Here is a 19,376-nt window from a genome sequence, read left to right on the forward strand (position 1 = left end):
TTATGAGTACAAATTCTACCCCGCAACCGACGGACATTACCGTCCATAACCAGTCGCGCGTGCTCGACATCGCTTTTGACGATGGCAGCCAGTTCGCGCTGCCGTTTGAATACCTGCGCGTGTATTCGCCATCGGCCGAAGTGCAAGGCCATGGCAAGGGCCAGGAAGTCTTGCAACTGGGCAAGCGCCTGGTGGGCTTGACAAATCTGGAGCCAGTTGGCAACTACGCCGTGCAACCGACTTTCAGCGATGGTCACAATACGGGCCTGTACACCTGGAGCTATCTGTACAAGCTGGGCGCCGAGCAAAGCAAGCTGTGGCAAGACTATCTGGACCGCCTGACGGCCGCCGGTTATCCGGGCGACAGCGGCCGCGATGCGCTGGCCGACATGACGATCAAACAATCTTCTGGTCACGTCCACGGCCCCAGCTGCGGTCACAAACACTAAGTTTTTCATCGCAAAAATGGGCTGCCCCGGACGGTTGACACCGCTCCGGCGCAGCCCATTTTTTTTGTCCGTTTTTTTGTCCCTATGGCAAGCAGGGTGAAATGGGCTTGCGCTTGTATAATGCACTTAGTTCAAACAGGCTGCCTACCATGACCAATACCACCCATTTCGGATATAAAACAGTTGCAGAAGACGACAAAGTGCGCGAAGTCGCCAAGGTGTTCCATTCCGTCGCTGCCAAATATGATGTGATGAATGACTTGATGTCGGGCGGGCTGCACCGTCTGTGGAAGACCTTTACGATCGCCAACGCGGGCGTGCGCCCTGGCTTCAAGGTACTCGATATCGCTGGCGGCACGGGCGACCTGTCGAAGGCCTTTGCCAAGCAGGCTGGCCCCACCGGTGAAGTCTGGCTGACCGACATTAATGAGTCGATGTTGCGCGTGGGCCGCGATCGCCTCTTGAATCGTGGCTTATTGACCCCAACTCTGCTGTGCGATGCTGAAAAGCTACCTTTTCCTGATAACTATTTTGACCGTGTCAGCGTGGCTTTCGGCTTGCGTAATATGACACACAAGGATGTGGCGCTGGCAGAAATGCGCCGCGTGCTGAAACCGGGCGGCAAGCTGCTGGTCCTTGAATTTTCCAAGGTAGCAGCGCCGCTGCAAAAACCATACGATCTGTATTCGTTCTCGGTATTGCCGTGGTTCGGACAGAAAATTGCGGGTGATGCGGAAAGCTATCGCTATTTGGCGGAATCGATCCGCATGCACCCGGACCAGGAAACGCTGAAGACCATGATGGAAACGGCGGGCCTGGAACGTGTGCAATATTACAATTTGACGGCAGGTATTGCCGCTTTGCATACCGGCATCAAGATGTAGTGTTGCCGGCACTTTAGGAGATGGAATGAAGATGAAGAAATTTTTGGTTGGCATGATGTTGGCCGCGACCACGGTATCGATGCTGGGCGAAGCCCTGGCGCGTCCCATGGGAGGTGGCCGTTCCATCGGCCGCCAGTCGCAAAACGTAGGTCGTCAGGCGCCCGCTCCGGCACCGGCACCTGCGCCTAGCCAGGCACCACGTCAAGCTCAACCGACGCCAGCTCCGGCGGCCGCTGCTGCGGCAAAACCGCCTAGCCGCTGGAAAGGCATTCTGGGCGGCGCCTTGCTGGGCCTGGGCCTGGGCGCGCTGCTGTCGCATTTTGGCCTGGGAGGTGCTTTGGCCAGCATGATCAGCTCGCTGCTGATGGTGGCCTTGATCGCTGGCGTGATTTTCTTTATCTACCGCATGGTACGCAACAAGCGCGATGGCGGCACGGCGAATGCCAACAACGGCGGCAACAATCCGTTTGCCAATTTTGGTGGCAATTTCAATAATACGCCTGCACCGGCTGGCAATGTGCCGGACATCGGTTCGCGCATTCCACCGCTGCCGCCGCTGCAGCCGGTCTCGTCCGGTGTAGGCCTGGACAAGCCGGAACCTGCCGCTGCCGCGCCCTGGGGCGTGCCAGCCGATTTCGACAAGGATAACTTTTTGCGCCATGCGAAAAGCAATTTCATTCGTTTGCAAGCAGCCTGGGACAAATCGGACGTCAATGACATCCGTGAATTCACCTCGCCGGAAGTGTATGCAGAACTGCGCATGCAAATCCAGGAACGTGGCGGCCAGGCAGACTTTACCGACGTGGTCACCATCGATGGTGAATTGCTGGGCATAGAAACGGCCGCCAATGATTATCTGGCCAGCGTGAAATTCACCGGCCTGATCCGTTCGGCGCCGAACGCGGCAGCCGAGCCGTTCGCGGAAGTGTGGAATATGTCGAAACCCCTCAACGGCAATGGTGGTTGGGTCTTGGCGGGCATACAACAATTGAACTAATGTCAATTAGTTCCTGAGCGGCAGCTTAAGCGCAGAATGAATTCTTGCTGCTTGAGGGATATTTCCTGCTGAACTGGTAAGATCGAAACCGCCCGTGTTATTGACGGGCGGTTTTTTCTTTTTAAGGGCGCCACTACGCGCAAGGTAATGACTTCTCCGATTCCAGACCGATCCCTGCTGATGGCGCCTGCCATCGCCACCGTTATTGCCACCATTAATCATTTGCTGGCGCAAGAGCCATGGGCGCGCCAGCAGTTGGCCGTGCACGCCGGCAAGATTGCCTGCATCGATACGGGCGCCGTGGCCTTGCGCCTGCAGGTCGATAGCGCCGGCATGCTGAAGTCGGCCGCGGGCGACGTGCCAGCCAATGTCACCATCCGCGTCAAACTGTCGGATTTGCCGTTGATTGCGCAAAACCGCGAACGGGCGTTTTCCTATGTGAAGATCGAAGGCGATGCCGAGTTTGCCAATGCGATTTCGCAATTGAGCAAGGGCTTGCGCTGGGAAGCCGAACACGACCTGGAAAAAGTGCTGGGCCCCATCTTTGCAACACGATTGGTGGCTGGTGCGAAATCAGCCGTGGCCGCCGCCCGCGCCGGGCATCAGAAACTGGCCGAGAACGTGGCCGAATATTTCCTGGATGAACAGCCGATGCTGATACGTCCCACCACTTTGCACGACTACTCGGCCGGCGTGACGCGCGTGCGCGATGATGTCGAACGCCTGGCCAAGCGCATCGCCAGGCTGGAAAAGGCGCTGCCGCCGCAACCTACACCGGATTTGTCTACATGATCTTGAAATTCCTGCGCCTGTTCAAAATTATTCGGGTTTCCATCAAGTACGGTCTCGATGAAATCGCTATTTCTGGCCTGAAAGTTCCCCGCACGGCCAAGCTGATCGATACGCTGATTTTCTGGCGCGACCTGTCCTCGCCACGCGGCCTGCGGCTGCGGCTGGCGCTGGAAGAGCTGGGCCCCATCTTCGTCAAGTTTGGCCAGGTATTGTCGACCCGGCGCGACCTGATGCCACCCGATATCGCCGACGAGCTGGCGCGCCTGCAAGACCGGGTGCCGCCGTTCGATTCAGATCTCGCCATCGCGCAAATCGTCAAATCGCTGGGCGCCCACCCGGACGAATTGTTTGCACGCTTCGAGCGCGAACCGGTGGCGTCCGCTTCGATTGCCCAGGTGCACTTCGCTACCCTGAAAAATGGCAAGGAAGTGGCCGTCAAAGTCTTGCGTCCAGGCATGAAAAAGCTGATCGACGAAGACGTGGCGCTGATGCATATCGCGGCCGACTGGACCAGCCGTCTGTGGGCCGACAGCAAGCGCTTGAAGCCGAAAGAGGTGGTGGGCGAGTTCGACAAGTATCTGCATGACGAGCTGGACCTGATGCGCGAGGCGGCCAATGCCAGCCAGCTGCGCCGCAACTTTGCCAATTCGAACTTGCTGCTGGTGCCTGAAATGCACTGGGATTATTGCTCCAGCAGCGTGATCGTGATGGAACGCATGGTCGGCATTCCCGTGTCGCAGATCGACCGCCTGGCAGCGGCCGGCGTGGATTTGCGTAAACTTTCCAGCGATGGCGTGGAAATTTTCTTCACGCAGGTGTTCCGTGACGGCTTTTTCCACGCGGACATGCATCCAGGCAATATTCTCGTCTCCATCGCACCGGAGTCGTTCGGCCGCTATATCGCGCTGGACTTCGGCATCGTCGGCACCCTGAACGATTACGACAAGGATTATCTGTCGCAAAACTTCCTGGCCTTCTTCCGCCGCGACTACAAGCGCGTGGCCGAAGCGCATATCGAATCGGGCTGGGCGCCCAAGGATACCCGTGTCGATGAGCTGGAAGCGGCCGTGCGTGCTTGCTGCGAACCAATCTTTGACCGTCCGCTGAAAGATATCTCGTTTGGCCAGGTGCTGCTGCGGCTGTTCCAGACTTCGCGCCGCTTCAACGTCGAAGTGCAGCCGCAGCTGGTGCTGTTGCAAAAGACCCTGCTCAATATCGAAGGCCTGGGCCGCCAGCTGGACCCGGACCTGGACCTGTGGCAAACGGCCAAGCCCTACCTGGAAAAATGGATGAGCAAGCAGGTGGGCCCGCAAGGCTTCATGGATAAGCTGCGCGCCGAGGCGCCACGCTACGCGCATATCTTCCCGCAACTGCCGCGCTTGCTGCATCAAGCCTTGACGGTGCACGGTGAACCGCGCGAAAACGAGGTGGAACTGATGAAAACCTTGCTGGCGGAACAGCAGCAAACCAATCGCTTGCTGAGCTTTATTATCTACTTCGTGGGCGCTTTCGCCTTGGGTGCGCTGGGTTTCCAGGTATTCATGCGCTGGCACCAGCTGCCGTTTTAAGCACCGGGGGAGCGACTGATGGCTGACTTTCAAACGCGCGACCCACGCTCGCCCGCCTTCTGGGACGAGCGTTTCGACAAGCAATTTACGCCGTGGGACCATGGCGGCGTGCCGGCACGGCTGCGCCAGTTTGTGCAAGACAGCCCGGCGCCACTGCGCTGCCTGATCCCCGGCTGCGGTTCGGCCCATGAGCTGGCTTTCATGTTTGATGCCGGCTGGGATGCTACGGCCATCGATTTTTCACCGGCTGCCGTGGCTGCCGCCCGGATTGTCGTCGGTGAGCCACGGGCAGGGCAGGTGGTGGAAGCCGATTTCTTTTCCTGGCAGCCTACGGCGCCGCTGGACCTGATCTATGAGCGGGCCTTTCTGTGCGCCATGCCACGGGCCATGCGGGCGCAAGTGGCCGCCCGCTGGGCGCAGCTGCTGGCGCCGGGCGCCATGCTGGCGGGCTACTTTTTCTTTGACGAGCATGCCAAGGGCCCGCCATTTGGCATTTCTCGTGAGCAACTTCAAGAGCTGCTGTCGCCGTATTTCGAGTGCCTGATTGATGAAGCCGTCACCGATTCCATCGCCGTGTTTGCTGGCAAGGAGCGCTGGATGGTCTGGTCCCGCCGGGCTGGCTGATGGCGGGCGGGGCAATTTCCGTTGAGCGCTGCGGAAAAGCTTTATAATTCAGGGTTTTTGATGATTTTTGCGGAGTTGTGATGCCGATTTACGCTTACCGCTGTGAAGAGTGTGGTTTTGCCAAGGATGTCTTGCAAAAGATGTCTGATCCTGTGTTGACGGTCTGCCTGTCTTGCGGCAAACCCAGCTTCAAGAAACAATTGACCGCCGCCGGTTTCCAATTGAAGGGCACCGGCTGGTACGCAACCGATTTCCGTGGCGGCACGGCGCCCACGACGGCCATCCCGACGGGCCCGGCCGATGCGGCCAAGCCAGCGGCAGAGAGCGCTCCTGCGGCCGCGCCTGTAGCGGCTCCGGCGGCAGCCCCCAAGGCAGACTGAAACAAGGCGTAGCCGCCGTGGCGCACTTCCATTACCGAGAGACCGATGCGTAAATATTTTATTACCGGCTTGCTGATCCTGGTGCCGCTGGCAATTACCCTGTGGGTATTGAATCTGGTGGTGGGCACCCTGGACCAGTCGTTGCTGCTGGTGCCGGAGCAGTATCGCCCGAAAAAGCTGCTCGGCTTTGACATTCCCGGCCTGGGTACGATACTGACGATAGTCATCGTGTTCTTGACGGGTTTGCTGACCAATAACCTGGTCGGCAATTACGTGGTGAAACTGTGGGAAAAGCTGCTGCAGCGCATTCCCATCGTCAACTCCCTGTATTCGAGCGTCAAGCAAGTGTCCGATACCTTGTTTTCCTCGTCGGGTAATGCTTTCCGCAAGGCAGTGCTGGTGCCGTATCCGCATCAGAATTCCTGGACCATCGCTTTCCTGACCGGCGTGCCGGGCGGCGATGCGGCGAACCATCTGGTGGGCGACTATGTCAGCGTGTATGTGCCGACGACGCCGAACCCGACTTCGGGCTTCTTCCTGATGATGAAGCGCAGCGATGTCGTCGAACTCGACATGAGCGTGGATGCTGCGCTCAAGTACATCGTCTCGATGGGCGTGGTGGCGCCTGCGGAAGTTATCGCTGTCACTGGCGTTGTAACGGCGCCGGCAGCCAAAGAATAAAGGCAGGCGTCCCATGGGGGACGTGGCCGGATCGAACACTCATTAACCTGAACTGAGAATCTTATGTCTATGCGTACTCAATACTGCGGCCTCGTCACCGAAGCCATGCTTGGTCAAACCGTCAGCCTGTGCGGCTGGGTACATCGCCGCCGTGACCACGGCAGCCTGATTTTCATCGACTTGCGCGACCGTGAAGGCCTGGTGCAGATCGTCTGCAATCCTGAACAAGCGGAAATGTTCAAGGTCGCTGAAGCCGTGCGCAATGAATTCTGCCTGCGCGTGACCGGTGTGGTGACCGCGCGTATCGACGGCACCATCAACAACAACTTGAAATCGGGCAAGATCGAAGTCGTTTGCGCCGAGATGGAAGTGTTGAACGCCTCCGTGCCTGTGCCATTCCAGCTGGACGACGACAATCTGTCGGAAACCACGCGTCTGACGCACCGCGTGCTGGACCTGCGCCGCCCGCAAATGCAAAACAACCTGCGCCTGCGCTATAAAGTGACGATGGAAGTGCGCAAGTACCTGGACAACCTGGGCTTCATCGACATCGAAACGCCGATGCTGACCAAGTCGACGCCAGAAGGCGCGCGCGATTACCTGGTGCCATCGCGTGTGAACGCAGGCAACTTCTTCGCCTTGCCACAATCACCACAGTTGTTCAAACAACTGTTGATGGTTGCTAACTTCGACCGTTACTACCAAATCACCAAGTGCTTCCGCGACGAAGACTTGCGCGCTGACCGTCAGCCAGAATTCACCCAGATCGACTGCGAAACGTCGTTCCTGACGGAACAGGAAATCCGCGACCTGTTCGAAGACATGATACGTATCGTCTTCAAGAACACCCTCGATATCGACCTGCCGAATCCGTTCCCGGTGATGGACTACGCCACGGCGATGGGCCTGTACGGTTCCGACAAGCCGGACATGCGCGTCAAGCTGGCCTTCACCGACTTGACCGAAGCCATGAAGTCGGTCGAATTCAAGGTATTCAACAGCGCCGCCAACATGAAGGGCGGCCGCGTGGTTGCCCTGCGCGTACCGCAAGGCGGCAGCATGCCGCGTTCGGAAATCGATGCCTATACCCAGTTCGTCGCCATCTATGGCGCCAAGGGCCTGGCCTACATCAAGGTCAATGAAAAAGCCAAGGGTCCTGAAGGCTTGCAATCGCCTATCGTCAAGTTCCTGCCTGCCGACGTGCTGGCCACGATCGTTGAGCAAACCGGTGCAGAAGACGGCGACCTGATCTTCTTCGGCGCGGACAAGGAAAAAGTCGTCAACGACGCCATCGGCGCGCTGCGCGTGAAAATCGGCCACAGCGAATTTGGCAAGAAATCGGGCCTGTTCGACGACGTGTGGAAACCATTGTGGGTGGTCGACTTCCCGATGTTCGACTACGACGAAGAAGCAGACCGCTGGACCGCGACCCACCATCCATTCACGGCGCCTAAAGACGGCCATGAAGACATGCTGGAAACCAACCCAGGCGCCTGTATCGCCAAGGCCTACGACATGGTCTTGAACGGCTGGGAACTGGGCGGCGGTTCTATCCGTATCCACCGCGAAGAAGTGCAAAGCAAGGTCTTCCGTGCACTGAAGATCGATGCCGAAGAAGCGCAGCTGAAATTCGGCTTCCTGCTGGACGCACTGCAATACGGCGCGCCACCGCATGGCGGCCTGGCATTCGGCCTGGACCGTATCGTGACCATGATGACCGGTTCCGAATCGATCCGCGACGTGATCGCCTTCCCGAAAACCCAGCGCGCCCAGTGTCTGCTGACACAAGCGCCGTCGGAAGTGGACGAGAAGCAACTGCGCGAATTGCACATCCGTTTGCGCGGCGCCGAGCCAAAAGTAGCAGGCTAAGCATTAGCCTGAGCTGAAGCGATGCAAAAAAAGGCGCTGAAGAGGCGCCTTTTTCATTCTTGATATGAGCCATAAAATTCCCGTTTCCGTGCTGGTCGTCATCCATACGGCCGACCTTGAAGTGTTGCTGATCGAGCGCGCGGGCCAGCCCGGCTTCTGGCAGTCGGTGACCGGTTCCGTCGACGCCATCGACGAGCCGCTGCTGCAGGCGGCTGCGCGCGAGCTGTTCGAAGAAACCGGCATCGTTGCCGATGGCCACAACATCGTGTTGCGCGACTGGCAACTGTCGAATGTGTACGAGATCTACCCCATCTGGCGCCACCGTTATGCGCCTGGCGTCACGCGCAACACGGAACACGTGTTCAGCGTGCAAGTGCCGCGCGATACGCTGATTACCTTGAGTCCCCGCGAACACTTGCAATACGTCTGGCTGCCTTGCCTGGCGGCGGCTGACCAGTGTTTTTCCTCTTCCAATGCGGAAGCGATTTTGCAATTGCCAGCCATGACAGGCCTGGCGCGCCCTCACTGAATGTTCAAGAAAGTAGTCATGTTTAACTGGATTCATTTGACCCCGCAACAAAAACTGATCGGTATCGCAGGCATTATTTTCTGCCTGTGCCTGATACTGGCCCTGTTTACCTTTGCCACGCCCGGCCGCACGCCGTCGATCGGCTTGCCGCTGATGGCGATAGGCTGGCTGCTGCATCCGGGCGCGTTTGTCCCGGGCAAGCGCACGGTGGCCTGGCGCGGCGCGCCCTTGCTGGTCAAGATCGTCTGGGCGGGCGGCATCGCGGCCCTGTGCATCAGCGTGTCGGCTGGCGTGGCGCGCATGATGGCGTGAAGCGCCAGTTTTTTTGCCGGCCTAGGTGCGCACGCGCACCTAGCATGGCGCCGTGCGGCCCCCGCCAGGGAGTAGAATCAATGCATGAAAATCCGCGTAGCAACTTATAACATCCACAAGGGTGTCTCCTCCGTACGGGGCTTGCCCAGGGTGCATGCCCTCAAGCAGGCCATTACCCTGTTCGATGCCGATGTAGTCTTTCTGCAAGAAGTGCAGGGCAAGCATGACCGCAATGCGGCCCGCTTTGGCGCCGAGGAACATGGCCACAAGCATTGGCCGGAAGCGTCGCAGCATGAATTTTTTGCCGGCCCGGAACACCATACGGCCTACGGCATGAATGCCGTGTATGACCATGGCCACCACGGCAATGCCTTGCTCAGCAAATACCCCATCGCTTCGCAAACCAATCACGATGTTTCTGATCATGCCTACGAGCAACGCGGCATCTTGCATTGCGTGCTGAATACGCCGAAAGCCGATGTGCATTGTTATGTCGTGCATCTGGGCTTGTTTGAAGCAGGACGGGGACGCCAGACGCAGGCGCTGATCGACGCCGTGCTGGCCTCGGCGCCGAATGGCGAGCCGGTCATCATTGCTGGCGACTTCAACGATTGGCGCAACACGCTCAGCGACAAGCTGCGCAATGCGCTGGGGGTGGTGGAAGTGTTCGACCAGCGCGCATCGAACTCGGCCCTGGGCGATCTGGTGCGCACCCTGGCGCGGCGCCAGGCGAAAGCGCCCGTGCCGGCGCGTACTTTTCCCGCGGCCTTGCCCTGGTTCCGCCTGGACCGCATCTATGTGCGCGGTTTCCAGGTGGAAGGCGCGCAAGTGATGCACGGCACTTTGTGGGCCAAGCTGTCGGATCACGCGCCCATCGTCTCCGTACTGAAACTGGCGTAGACTGCCCGCATGCGCTCAGTCAATTTCACTGCCCATAACGACATTACCCTCCTGCATTGCGGCGCCGATTATTTTCCCGCATTGATCGCCGCCATCGATGGTGCCCATACCGAAGTCTTTTTCGAAACCTATATCTTTGCCGACGATGAAACCGGCGCCCTGGTGCTCGACGCCCTCAAGCGGGCGGCTGCGCGCGGCGTGCTGGTGTGCATGATTACGGACTGGTTCGGCACCGGCAACCGCAGGGTCAACGCCATGCATGCCGAGCTGGAAGCGGCCGGCGTGCACCACCGCATCTTCAACGCCTGGTTCCGGCGTGGCATCACGCGTACGCACCGCAAAATCTGCGTGGCCGATGGCGAAATCGCTCTGGTGGGCGGTATCAATATCAATGACGACATGTTTTGCGACTACGACCACAGCATCAGCCTGGCCGCTCCGCGCTGGGATTTTGCCGTGCAGGTGAAGGGCCCGCTGGTGGCCGCCATCCACGAAGAAGCGCATGCGCAGTGGGCGCGCCTGGGCAAGATGAACCTGGTGCGGCGTATCAAGCTGTACAGCAAGATGCGCAGAGTCAGCAAGGAGCTGGCGAAACACCCGGTGGTGGCCGGCTTCGTGGTGCGCGACAACTTGCGCAACCGGCGCACGATACAGCGCGCCTACCTGCAGGCGCTGGGGCAGGCGCGCAAGAGCGTGCTGCTGGCCAACCCGTATTTTGCGCCGGGACAAAAATTGCGCCGGGCGCTGGCCCAGGCAGCCCAGCGGGGCGTGGACGTGGTGCTCTTGATCGGCGTGGGCGAGTTCCGCATGCAAGATGCCGTGGCGCACTCGTTTTATCCGAAATTGCTGGCCGCCGGCGTAAAAATCGTCGAATACCGCAAGACGCAGTTGCACGCCAAGGTGGCCGTGGTGGATGATGACTGGGCGACAGTGGGTTCCAGCAATATTGATGCGCTGAGCCTGTTCCTGAACCAGGAAGCCAATGTGGTGATCAAGGACGTGGCCTTTGCGCAAAGCCTGCGCAAACATATAGAACAGGGTATCGCCGACGGTACGGTGATCCACCAGGATGATTTCAAGCACATCGGCCGTTTTCGCCGCCTCGGTTATGAAGCGGCCTTTTTTGCGTACCGGCTGGTGATGCGCATTTTTTCAGTAGGAAAGTATGCATGAGTGATTTGAACAATCTTCGTATCGATAAATGGTTGTGGGCGGCGCGCTTTTTCAAGACGCGCACCCTGGCCAGCGACGCCGTCGATAACGGTAAAGTAAAAGTGGCTGGCGAACGCGTCAAGCCGGCGCGCGGCTTGAAGGTGGGCGATGAATTGTCCATCGACAATGGGGCGGAAACCTGGGAAGTGGCCGTGCTGGGCTTGTCCGACAAGCGCGGCGCGGCGCCCGTGGCGCGATTGCTGTATGCGGAAACGCCGGCCAGCATCGCGCGCCGCGAACATACGGCCGAAGAAAGAAAACTCTTCCGTGAACCGGGAGCAACCATCAAAGGGCGGCCGACCAAGCGCGACCGCCGTCAATTGAGCAAGGCGGGCGACCTGTCCTGAGATCGTCCTGCCGTGGCCTTGTGGGGCAGGAATAGTCCGGCCCGCAATGCTGCGCCGCACCAATAGAAGAGCGCCTCTAAAGTTCCCGTTTGACTTTTATGTTGTACTGGATAATAGTACGAGCGTTCGGATTTTTTCATGGCGTGCTTTTTTTTGCTCTCCATGCAAGTTCCGCCAGATCGGCAACATCAACATGGAACGGTACTTTTGAATACCTCAGTCAAATTCATGCGCAAAGGCGAACTGACCCGTGCAGCCATCCTCGACGTGGCGCTGGACCTGTCCAGCCGCGACGGCCTGGAAGGCCTGACCATCGGGCTGCTCGCAGACAAAATGAACATGAGCAAGTCGGGCGTATTTGCCCACTTCGGCTCGCGCGAAGACTTGCAGATGGAGGTGTTGAAGCTTTACCACCACCGTTTCGAGCAAGAAGTCTTTTTCCCCAGCATGAAAGAACCACGCGGCATCCAGCGTTTGCAATCGATGTTTGCGCGCTGGGTCAAGCGGGTCAGCGTGGAAATCGCTTCCGGCTGCATCTATATCAGCGGCGCGGTCGAGTATGACGACCGCCCGGGCCCGATCCGCGAAGCGCTGGTGGCCATGGTGCAAGCCTGGCAGGGCGCGCTGCTGCGCTGTGTGCAGCAATCGATCACGACGGGCGACTTGAAGCCCGGCACCGATGCGCCACAGCTGGTGTATGAAATGTATGGCCTGATCCTGGCGCTGCATCACGACGCGCGCTTCCTGCGCGTGCCAGGCAGCATAGAACGGGCGCAAGCGGGCTTTGTCCGTTTGCTGGCCTCGTACCAGAATCCGGCCGCAGTCAGCCAGGAATAAGCCAGGAATAAAGCAGCAGCCGCAACAGAACAAGCAGTTCACAAGTACAACACTTTAGCTAAACGTCTTCAGGAGAAAATTATGGGTCAATACGTCGCGCCAATCCGGGATATGCAATTCGTTCTGCATGAATTCCTGCAAGTGGAAGAAGAATTGAAGCAGATGCCGCATTACGCCGAAGTCGACGCCGACATCATCAACCAGGTGCTGGAAGAGGGCGGCAAATTCACTTCCGAAGTATTGTTCCCGCTGAACCACTCCGGCGACCGCGAAGGCTGCCACCACGATCCCGTCACGAAAACCGTGACCACGCCGAAAGGCTTCAAGGAAGCCTACAAGCAGTACGTCGAAGGCGGCTGGGCGGCACTGGCCTGCGATCCGGAATATGGCGGCCAGGGCTTGCCTGTTGTGCTGAACAACTCCTTCTATGAAATGCTGAACTCGTCGAACCAGGCCTGGTCCATGTACCCAGGCCTGTCGCACGGCGCCTACGAGTGCCTGAAAGAACACGGCACCGACCACCAGAAGGAAGTGTATCTGCCGAAGCTGGTATCGGGCGAATGGACGGGCACCATGTGCCTGACCGAACCGCACTGCGGCACCGACCTGGGCCTGCTGCGCTCGAAAGCGCTGCCTGAGGCAGACGGTTCCTGGACCATCACCGGCAACAAGATCTTCATTTCGGCCGGCGAGCACGACATGTCGGAAAACATCCTGCACCTGGTGCTGGCCCGCGTGCCGGACGCACCGGAAGGCTCGAAAGGCATTTCGCTGTTCCTGGTGCCGAAATTCCTGCCGAAAGCAGACGGTTCCGTCGGCGAGCGCAACCCGATCACCTGCGGCGCGATCGAAGAAAAGATGGGCATCCACGGTAACTCGACCTGCCAGATGAACCTGGACGGCGCCAAAGGCTGGATCATCGGCCAGCCGAACAAGGGCTTGAACGCCATGTTCGTGTTCATGAACGCAGCCCGTCTGGGCGTGGGCATGCAGTCGCTGGGCCTGACGGAAATCGCCTACCAGAACGCGCTGATCTACGCCAAGGACCGCACGCAAATGCGTTCGCTGTCCGGCATCAAGAATCCTGAACTGCCAGCGGACCGCATCATCGTGCACCCTGACGTGCGCCGCATGCTGTTGACCGGCAAAGCCTACGCCGAAGGCGCGCGCGCTTTCACGTCCTACGTGGCGCTGCAGATCGACCGCGAACTGCACCACCCGGACGCCGACGTGCGCAAGGAAGCTGCCGATGAAGTGGCGCTGCTGACCCCAGTCATCAAGGCTTTTATTACCGACAACGCCTGGATCGCCACCTCGGATGCGATGCAAGTATTCGGCGGCCACGGCTACATCGCCGAGTGGGGCATGGAACAGTATGTGCGTGATGCGCGCATCAACATGATCTACGAAGGCACCAACACCATCCAGTCGCTGGACCTCTTGGGCCGCAAAATCCTTGGCGACAATGGCGCCAAGCTGCGCAAGTTCGGTGAAAAGATCAAGGCCTTCGTCGAAGACAACGGCACCGATGAAGCGATGAGCGAATTCGTCACCCCACTGGGCGACCTGGGCGACAAAGTCACCAAGCTGACCATGGAAATCGGCATGAAGGCGTTCCAGAATCCGGACGAAGTGGGCGCGGCCTGCGTGCCTTACCTGCGCGTCGTCGGTCACATGATCTACAGCTATCTGTTCGCGCAGATGGCCAAGATCGCCCTCGAAAAGAGTGGGGCCGCCGAGGCCCAAGGTGATAAGTTTTATGTAGCCAAACTGGCTACCGCACGTTTCTATTTCGCCCGCCTGCAGCCTGAGACGGCAACCCTGATCCGTCAGGCGCGTTCCGGTTCGGCCAACCTGATGGCACTCGACGCAGACCTGTTCTAAGACTTGAGGAAAATATGACCAATTTCATCGTTAAAAAAGTAGCCGTCCTCGGCGCCGGCGTGATGGGTGCGCAGATCGCCGCCCATTGCATCAACGCGAAAGTGCCGGTGGTGCTGTTCGACCTGCCAGGAAAAGAGGGCACGCCTAAGAATGGCATCGTGCTGCGCGCCATCGAGAATCTGAAAAAGCTGTCGCCTGCGCCGCTGGGCAACAAGGATGATGCATCGCTGATCCAGGTTGCCAACTACGAAGACAACCTGGACCTGCTGGCCGGTTGCGACCTGATCATCGAAGCCATCGCCGAGCGCATGGACTGGAAACACGACCTGTATAAAAAGGTCGCGCCGCACATTGCGCCAAACGCGATCTTCGCGTCGAACACCTCGGGCCTGTCGATCAACAAGCTGGCCGACGGCTTTGACGAAACGCTGAAAGCGCATTTCTGCGGCGTGCACTTCTTCAATCCACCACGCTATATGCATCTGGTGGAACTGATCCCGACTACCTCGACCAAGCCGGAAATCCTCGACCAGCTCGAAGCCTTTTTGACCACCACCCTGGGCAAGGGCGTCGTGCGCGCCAAGGATACGCCTAACTTCATCGCCAACCGCGTCGGTATCTTCGGCATGCTGGCAACGATGCATGAAGCGGAAAAATTTGGCCTGTCCGTGGACGTGGTCGATGACCTGACCGGCGCCAAGCTGGGGCGCGCCAAGTCGGGCACCTTCCGCACCGCAGACGTGGTCGGCCTGGACACCATGGGCCATGTGATCAAGACCATGCAGGACAACCTGGCGGACGATCCCTTCTTCGGCGTCTACAAGACCCCGGCCGTGCTGGCGCAGCTGGTAGAAAAAGGCACGCTGGGCCAGAAGAGCGGCGCAGGCTTCTACAAAAAAGTCGGTAAAGAGATCCAGCGCCTCGATTTTGCCACCGGTGAATACGTGACCGGCGGCGGCAAGGCTGCCGACATCATCGCCCGCATCCTGAAAGAAAAGGATCCGGTCAAGAAGATGAAGGCGCTGCGCGAATCGACCAATCCGCAAGGCCAGTTCCTGTGGGCGATCTTCCGCGACGCTTTCCACTACATCGCGATTCACCTCGACACCGTGGCCGACAATGCGCGCGATATCGACTTCGCCATGCGCTGGGGCTTCGGCTGGTCCGTGGGTCCGTTTGAAACGTGGCAGGCATCGAACTGGCTGCAAGTGGCGAACTGGGTCAAGCAAGATATCGACGCCGGTAATGCGCTGTGCAATGCACCGCTGCCAGCCTGGGTCTTCGAAGGCGCAGTCGCTGAAAAAGGCGGCGTGCATACGCCGGAAGGTTCCTACTCGGCCATCTCGAACAGCTTCGTGCCACGCTCGACCCTGTCCGTCTACGACCGCCAGCCATTCCGCGCCCCGGTATTGGGTAGCGGCGCCATCGACGGCAAGACGGCTGGCACCACCGTATTCGAAGACGACTCCGTGCGCGTCTGGCATACGGGCGACGACGTCCTGATCATCTCGTTCAAGACCAAGATGCATGTGATCGGCGAAGGCGTGATCAATGGACTCAAACTGGCACTGGCCGAAGCCGAGAAAAACTTCAAGGGCCTGGTGATCTGGCACGCCGATGCAGCCGAAGGCGGCGCCTTCTCGGCTGGCGCAGACTTGCAATCGGCCCTGCCGGCCTTCATGCAAGGCGGGGTGAAAGCGGTGGATCCTATCATCGCCGAACTGCAAAAAACCTTCATGTCGCTGAAATACGCGAACGTGCCAGTGATCGCCGCAGTGGCGGGCCTGGCGCTGGGCGGCGGCTGCGAGCTGGCGCTGCATTCGTCGAAACGCGTCGCCTCGATCGAGTCCTACATCGGCCTGGTGGAAGTGGGCGTGGGCCTGATTCCTGCAGGCGGCGGTTTGAAAGAAGCAGCGCAGCGCGCCTACAAGGAAGCCAAGGGCAACGACATCCTGCAATTTTTGAAAGTCGGCTTCACCAATGCAGCTACCGCCAATGTGTCGAAATCGGCGCTCGAAGCGAAAAAGATGGGCTACCTGAAAGAAGACGACGTGATCGTGTTCAACGCCTACGAGCTGCTGCATGTGGCCAAGGTCGAAGCGCGCGCCATGTTCGACGCCGGCTTCCGTCCGCAACTGCCATCGCTGATCCAGGTCACGGGCCGTTACGGCTGGGGCACCATCAAGGCGCAACTGGTCAATATGCGCGACGGCGGCTTCATTTCCGCGCACGATTTCAAACTGGGCGAAATGATCGCCGAGATCGTATCGGGCGGCGATGTGGACCAGGGCAGTTTTGTGAGCGAGCAGTGGTTGCTGGATATGGAACGCAAGGCATTCCTCGAATTGCTGAACCATCCTAAAACCCAGGAACGCATCATGGGCATGATGCAGACCGGCAAGCCAGTGCGCAACTAATCGAATAGCGAACACGAAAGAAGACTATGAGCAAACAACTTCAAGACGCATACATCGTCTCCGCAACCCGCACGCCGATCGGCAAGGCGCCGCGCGGCATGTTCAAGAACACCCGTCCGGACGATCTGCTGGTGCGCGTACTGCAATCGGCCCTGGCGCAAGCGCCTGGCCTGGACCCGGCGCTGATCACCGACGCCATCATCGGCTGCTCGTTCCCGGAAGCGGAACAAGGTTTCAATATCGCCCGTAACTCGGTGCTGCTGGCCGGCTTGCCAAAAACCGTGGGCGGCGTGACCGTCAACCGTTACTGCGCTTCGGGCATCACCGCCATCGCCATGGCCGCCGACCGTATCCGCGTGGGCGAAGCCGACGTGATGATCGCCGGCGGTATCGAATCGATGTCCATGGTGCCGATGATGGGCCATCACCCATCGATGAACCTGGACATGTTCAGCGACGAAAACATCGGCATGGCCTATGGCATGGGCCTGACCGCTGAAAAAGTGGCGCAGCAATGGAAAGTGTCGCGCGAACAGCAAGACGCGTTCTCGGTCGAATCGCACCGCCGCGCCATCGCCGCGCAGCAAGCCGATTTCTTCAAGGCGGAAACCACGCCCGTCGAGATCATCACCCGCACGCCTAACCTGGCCACCGGCCAGGTTGACATCAAACGCCGCACGGTCGACACCGACGAAGGCGCGCGCGCCGATTCGACGCTGGAATCCCTGGGCAAGCTGAAACCTGTGTTTGCTGCCAAGGGCACTGTCACCGCTGCCAACAGCTCGCAAATGTCGGACGGCGCCGGTGCGCTCTTGATCGTCAGCGAAAAAATCCTGCGCGAGCACAACCTGACCCCGCTGGCGAAATTCTCTTCGTTCGCGGTGCGCGGCGTGCCGCCTGAAATCATGGGCATCGGTCCCAAGTTCGCGATTCCTGCCGCTTGCGCCGCCGCCGGCATCACGCAAGATCAATTGGACTGGATCGAGCTGAACGAAGCGTTCGCCGCGCAAGCGCTGGCCGTGATCGGCGACCTGGGCCTGGACCCGGCGAAAGTGAACCCGATGGGCGGCGCGATTGCGCTAGGCCATCCGCTGGGCGCAACCGGTGCGATCCGCGCCGCCACCGTGATCCACGCGCTGCAGCGTACCAAGCAGAAGTACGGCATGGTCACGATGTGCGTGGGCGCCGGCATGGGTGCCGCGGGAATTTTCGAACGCGTCTAACGTTCAACGATAAAAATGAAAACCAAGGGCGCTTCAGGATCTTCCTCGGCGCCCTTTATTCTTTGGAGACGACATGGATATTTTGTGCAGCAAGAGCGAGGGCATCCTCACGCTCGAATTCAACCGCCTGGAACGCAAGAACGCCATCACGGGCGCGATGTACCAAACCCTGGCCGATGCGCTGGTGGCAGCTGAAACCGACGACGCCGTGCGCGCCATCCTGATCACGGGTAAGCCCGAGATTTTCACGGCCGGCAATGACCTCGACGACTTCATGAAAACGGCGCGCCCGAAAGACGGCTCGCTCGACGAACAGCGCCCCGTATTCCAGTTCATGCGCGCCCTGTACGGCAGCAGCAAGCCTGTAGTGGCTGCGGTAGCTGGTCTGGCGATCGGTATCGGCACCACCTTGCTGATGCACTGCGATTTGATCTACGCAGCCGACAACGCCAAGTTCTCGATGCCGTTCGCGCAGCTGGGCCTGTGCCCGGAATTCGCTTCCAGCCTGCTGCTGGCGCAAATCGCCGGCTACCCGCGCGCCGCTGAAAAACTGATGCTGGGTGAATCCTTCCCGGCCCAGGAAGCGCTGCAAATGGGCTTGATCTCGAAGGTCGTGCCGCTGGAAGAACTGATCCCGTTTGCGCGCGGCCAGGCCGCCAAACTGGTGGCCCTGCCAGCGGCCTCCATCCGCGCCACCAAGCGTTTGATGAAGCAAAGCCGTCTTGACCCAATGAAGGCCGCCATCGCTGCAGAAAATCAGCAGTTCAGCGCCATGCTGGGCGCACCGGAAGCGAAAGAAGCATTTACGGCGTTCTTTGAAAAGCGCAAACCGGATTTTTCGAAATTTGCTTAAGCGTTGCTGAGCATGCCCGCCAGTATCAACCCCACCGATGCATGCCAGGCCGTCTCGCTGGCGGGCCGTCCCGCCAGCGCATAACCGTGCAGGAAATCGACGAGTGCATCCCGGCCGCGCAGGCGGATTTTTTTCGGCAGATCCAGTCCTGCCAACGCCATCTCGAACAAGCTCGTAAAACGTTCGGCGATATCCGATTGTTCCACCAACCCGCGCGCCATCAGGCGCACAAAATACGGCGTGGCGCTGATCAGCTCCAGGTACAGCGTGCACAGGCCCAGCAAGCGCCGGGGCGGCTTCTGGCGCGCTGTAAATGGCGGCTGCTGCGGGTCGAGCGCAGCGAAGCGCTCGACCATCAGCGCTTGTAATAATTCCTCTTTCCCAGCGTAGTAGTGATACAGGGCCATGGCGTCGACGCCCAGGCTGTACGCCAGCGCGCGCATGGAAAATGCTTCGCCTTTTTCTTCCAGCAGGGGCAGGGCGGCTTGCAGGATGGCGCCGCTGTCCAGCGCAGGTGCGATGCGGCGCGGCCGTCCGGCGCGGCGCACGAAATTTTCTGCGGCTTGAAGTTTTTGTATTTTCATGGGCATAATTCTACACTGTAGAATTAATCACAGG

Annotated in this window: 20 protein-coding genes; 19 read left to right on the top strand and 1 reads right to left on the bottom strand. The window is 59.3% G+C overall.

The window, feature by feature from the left end:
• Positions 1 to 2: 2 nt before the first annotated feature.
• From HDE72_RS01980 to HDE72_RS02070, 19 genes are all read left to right on the top strand, one after another.
• Complete coding sequence (locus HDE72_RS01980) at positions 3 to 449, top strand: gamma-butyrobetaine hydroxylase family protein (RefSeq protein ID WP_183737039.1); 447 nt, start codon at positions 3 to 5, stop codon at positions 447 to 449.
• 149 nt (positions 450 to 598) lie between these two features.
• Positions 599 to 1,333 (top strand): bifunctional demethylmenaquinone methyltransferase/2-methoxy-6-polyprenyl-1,4-benzoquinol methylase UbiE, encoded by a 735-nt coding sequence (gene ubiE, locus HDE72_RS01985; protein WP_034753359.1) that lies wholly within the window; start codon positions 599 to 601, stop codon positions 1,331 to 1,333.
• 25 nt (positions 1,334 to 1,358) lie between these two features.
• A complete protein-coding gene (locus HDE72_RS01990; RefSeq protein WP_183737040.1) occupies positions 1,359 to 2,330 on the top strand; it encodes a Tim44 domain-containing protein in 972 nt (323 codons plus the stop codon).
• Positions 2,331 to 2,477: 147 nt separating this feature from the next.
• On the top strand, positions 2,478 to 3,122 hold the full coding sequence (locus tag HDE72_RS01995; RefSeq protein ID WP_260176358.1) for a ubiquinone biosynthesis accessory factor UbiJ: 645 nt from the start codon (positions 2,478 to 2,480) through the stop codon (positions 3,120 to 3,122).
• On the top strand, positions 3,119 to 4,690 hold the full coding sequence (gene ubiB, locus HDE72_RS02000; RefSeq protein WP_183737041.1) for a ubiquinone biosynthesis regulatory protein kinase UbiB: 1,572 nt from the start codon (positions 3,119 to 3,121) through the stop codon (positions 4,688 to 4,690). Before HDE72_RS01995 ends, ubiB begins: the two co-directional genes overlap by 4 nt.
• Before the next feature lie 18 nt (positions 4,691 to 4,708).
• Positions 4,709 to 5,314: a methyltransferase gene (locus tag HDE72_RS02005; protein WP_183737042.1), complete on the top strand. Its 606-nt coding sequence runs from the start codon at positions 4,709 to 4,711 to the stop codon at positions 5,312 to 5,314.
• Between the two features lie 80 nt (positions 5,315 to 5,394).
• The gene (locus tag HDE72_RS02010) at positions 5,395 to 5,694 is read left to right on the top strand and encodes an FmdB family zinc ribbon protein (protein WP_183737043.1); all 300 of its coding nucleotides are present in this window, start codon (positions 5,395 to 5,397) and stop codon (positions 5,692 to 5,694) included.
• A 45-nt stretch (positions 5,695 to 5,739) separates the two neighbouring features.
• A complete protein-coding gene (locus HDE72_RS02015; RefSeq protein WP_183737044.1) occupies positions 5,740 to 6,375 on the top strand; it encodes a DUF502 domain-containing protein in 636 nt (211 codons plus the stop codon).
• Positions 6,376 to 6,438: 63 nt separating this feature from the next.
• The gene (gene aspS / locus HDE72_RS02020; RefSeq protein ID WP_183737045.1) at positions 6,439 to 8,244 is read left to right on the top strand and encodes an aspartate--tRNA ligase; all 1,806 of its coding nucleotides are present in this window, start codon (positions 6,439 to 6,441) and stop codon (positions 8,242 to 8,244) included.
• Between the two features lie 64 nt (positions 8,245 to 8,308).
• Positions 8,309 to 8,773, top strand: coding sequence for a dihydroneopterin triphosphate diphosphatase (gene nudB / locus HDE72_RS02025; protein ID WP_183737046.1), 465 nt, complete (start codon positions 8,309 to 8,311; stop codon positions 8,771 to 8,773).
• An 18-nt stretch (positions 8,774 to 8,791) separates the two neighbouring features.
• Positions 8,792 to 9,085, top strand: coding sequence for a hypothetical protein (locus HDE72_RS02030; protein ID WP_183737047.1), 294 nt, complete (start codon positions 8,792 to 8,794; stop codon positions 9,083 to 9,085).
• An 84-nt stretch (positions 9,086 to 9,169) separates the two neighbouring features.
• Positions 9,170 to 9,985 carry an endonuclease/exonuclease/phosphatase family protein gene (locus HDE72_RS02035; protein ID WP_183737048.1) on the top strand — a complete coding sequence of 272 codons (816 nt, stop codon included), beginning with the start codon at positions 9,170 to 9,172 and terminating at the stop codon, positions 9,983 to 9,985.
• A gap of 9 nt (positions 9,986 to 9,994) precedes the next feature.
• Positions 9,995 to 11,158 carry a cardiolipin synthase ClsB gene (gene clsB, locus HDE72_RS02040; RefSeq protein WP_183737049.1) on the top strand — a complete coding sequence of 388 codons (1,164 nt, stop codon included), beginning with the start codon at positions 9,995 to 9,997 and terminating at the stop codon, positions 11,156 to 11,158.
• Complete coding sequence (locus tag HDE72_RS02045) at positions 11,155 to 11,544, top strand: RNA-binding S4 domain-containing protein (RefSeq protein ID WP_183737050.1); 390 nt, start codon at positions 11,155 to 11,157, stop codon at positions 11,542 to 11,544. Before clsB ends, HDE72_RS02045 begins: the two co-directional genes overlap by 4 nt.
• A gap of 228 nt (positions 11,545 to 11,772) precedes the next feature.
• Positions 11,773 to 12,381 (top strand): TetR/AcrR family transcriptional regulator, encoded by a 609-nt coding sequence (locus HDE72_RS02050; RefSeq protein ID WP_183737196.1) that lies wholly within the window; start codon positions 11,773 to 11,775, stop codon positions 12,379 to 12,381.
• An 81-nt stretch (positions 12,382 to 12,462) separates the two neighbouring features.
• Positions 12,463 to 14,265 (top strand): acyl-CoA dehydrogenase C-terminal domain-containing protein, encoded by a 1,803-nt coding sequence (locus HDE72_RS02055; protein ID WP_183737051.1) that lies wholly within the window; start codon positions 12,463 to 12,465, stop codon positions 14,263 to 14,265.
• A gap of 14 nt (positions 14,266 to 14,279) precedes the next feature.
• Positions 14,280 to 16,682, top strand: coding sequence for a 3-hydroxyacyl-CoA dehydrogenase/enoyl-CoA hydratase family protein (locus HDE72_RS02060; protein ID WP_183737052.1), 2,403 nt, complete (start codon positions 14,280 to 14,282; stop codon positions 16,680 to 16,682).
• Positions 16,683 to 16,708: 26 nt separating this feature from the next.
• On the top strand, positions 16,709 to 17,905 hold the full coding sequence (locus HDE72_RS02065) for an acetyl-CoA C-acyltransferase (RefSeq protein WP_183737053.1): 1,197 nt from the start codon (positions 16,709 to 16,711) through the stop codon (positions 17,903 to 17,905).
• A gap of 73 nt (positions 17,906 to 17,978) precedes the next feature.
• Complete coding sequence (locus HDE72_RS02070) at positions 17,979 to 18,758, top strand: enoyl-CoA hydratase (RefSeq protein WP_183737054.1); 780 nt, start codon at positions 17,979 to 17,981, stop codon at positions 18,756 to 18,758.
• Here HDE72_RS02070 and HDE72_RS02075 read toward each other — a convergent pair.
• Positions 18,755 to 19,342, bottom strand: a complete 588-nt coding sequence (locus tag HDE72_RS02075; RefSeq protein ID WP_183737055.1) for a TetR/AcrR family transcriptional regulator — start codon at positions 19,340 to 19,342, stop codon at positions 18,755 to 18,757. The two genes, HDE72_RS02070 and HDE72_RS02075, sit on opposite strands and share 4 nt — an antisense overlap.
• Positions 19,343 to 19,376 lie beyond the last annotated feature (34 nt).

This window comes from Janthinobacterium saanense, from assembly GCF_014200675.1.
GTDB lineage: Bacteria > Pseudomonadota > Gammaproteobacteria > Burkholderiales > Burkholderiaceae_D > Janthinobacterium.

Excerpts from the sequence above, each read along its gene's own strand:
- HDE72_RS01980 (WP_183737039.1), top strand. The coding sequence starts at position 3 with ATGAGTACAAATTCTACCCCGCAACCGACGGACATTACCGTCCATAAC.
- ubiE (WP_034753359.1), top strand. The coding sequence starts at position 599 with ATGACCAATACCACCCATTTCGGATATAAAACAGTTGCAGAAGACGAC.
- HDE72_RS01990 (WP_183737040.1), top strand. The coding sequence starts at position 1,359 with ATGAAGATGAAGAAATTTTTGGTTGGCATGATGTTGGCCGCGACCACG.
- HDE72_RS01995 (WP_260176358.1), top strand. The coding sequence starts at position 2,478 with ATGACTTCTCCGATTCCAGACCGATCCCTGCTGATGGCGCCTGCCATC.
- ubiB (WP_183737041.1), top strand. The coding sequence starts at position 3,119 with ATGATCTTGAAATTCCTGCGCCTGTTCAAAATTATTCGGGTTTCCATC.
- HDE72_RS02005 (WP_183737042.1), top strand. The coding sequence starts at position 4,709 with ATGGCTGACTTTCAAACGCGCGACCCACGCTCGCCCGCCTTCTGGGAC.
- HDE72_RS02010 (WP_183737043.1), top strand. The coding sequence starts at position 5,395 with ATGCCGATTTACGCTTACCGCTGTGAAGAGTGTGGTTTTGCCAAGGAT.
- HDE72_RS02015 (WP_183737044.1), top strand. The coding sequence starts at position 5,740 with ATGCGTAAATATTTTATTACCGGCTTGCTGATCCTGGTGCCGCTGGCA.
- aspS (WP_183737045.1), top strand. The coding sequence starts at position 6,439 with ATGTCTATGCGTACTCAATACTGCGGCCTCGTCACCGAAGCCATGCTT.
- nudB (WP_183737046.1), top strand. The coding sequence starts at position 8,309 with ATGAGCCATAAAATTCCCGTTTCCGTGCTGGTCGTCATCCATACGGCC.
- HDE72_RS02030 (WP_183737047.1), top strand. The coding sequence starts at position 8,792 with ATGTTTAACTGGATTCATTTGACCCCGCAACAAAAACTGATCGGTATC.
- HDE72_RS02035 (WP_183737048.1), top strand. The coding sequence starts at position 9,170 with ATGAAAATCCGCGTAGCAACTTATAACATCCACAAGGGTGTCTCCTCC.
- clsB (WP_183737049.1), top strand. The coding sequence starts at position 9,995 with ATGCGCTCAGTCAATTTCACTGCCCATAACGACATTACCCTCCTGCAT.
- HDE72_RS02045 (WP_183737050.1), top strand. The coding sequence starts at position 11,155 with ATGAGTGATTTGAACAATCTTCGTATCGATAAATGGTTGTGGGCGGCG.
- HDE72_RS02050 (WP_183737196.1), top strand. The coding sequence starts at position 11,773 with ATGCGCAAAGGCGAACTGACCCGTGCAGCCATCCTCGACGTGGCGCTG.
- HDE72_RS02055 (WP_183737051.1), top strand. The coding sequence starts at position 12,463 with ATGGGTCAATACGTCGCGCCAATCCGGGATATGCAATTCGTTCTGCAT.
- HDE72_RS02060 (WP_183737052.1), top strand. The coding sequence starts at position 14,280 with ATGACCAATTTCATCGTTAAAAAAGTAGCCGTCCTCGGCGCCGGCGTG.
- HDE72_RS02065 (WP_183737053.1), top strand. The coding sequence starts at position 16,709 with ATGAGCAAACAACTTCAAGACGCATACATCGTCTCCGCAACCCGCACG.
- HDE72_RS02070 (WP_183737054.1), top strand. The coding sequence starts at position 17,979 with ATGGATATTTTGTGCAGCAAGAGCGAGGGCATCCTCACGCTCGAATTC.
- HDE72_RS02075 (WP_183737055.1), bottom strand. The coding sequence starts at position 19,342 with ATGAAAATACAAAAACTTCAAGCCGCAGAAAATTTCGTGCGCCGCGCC.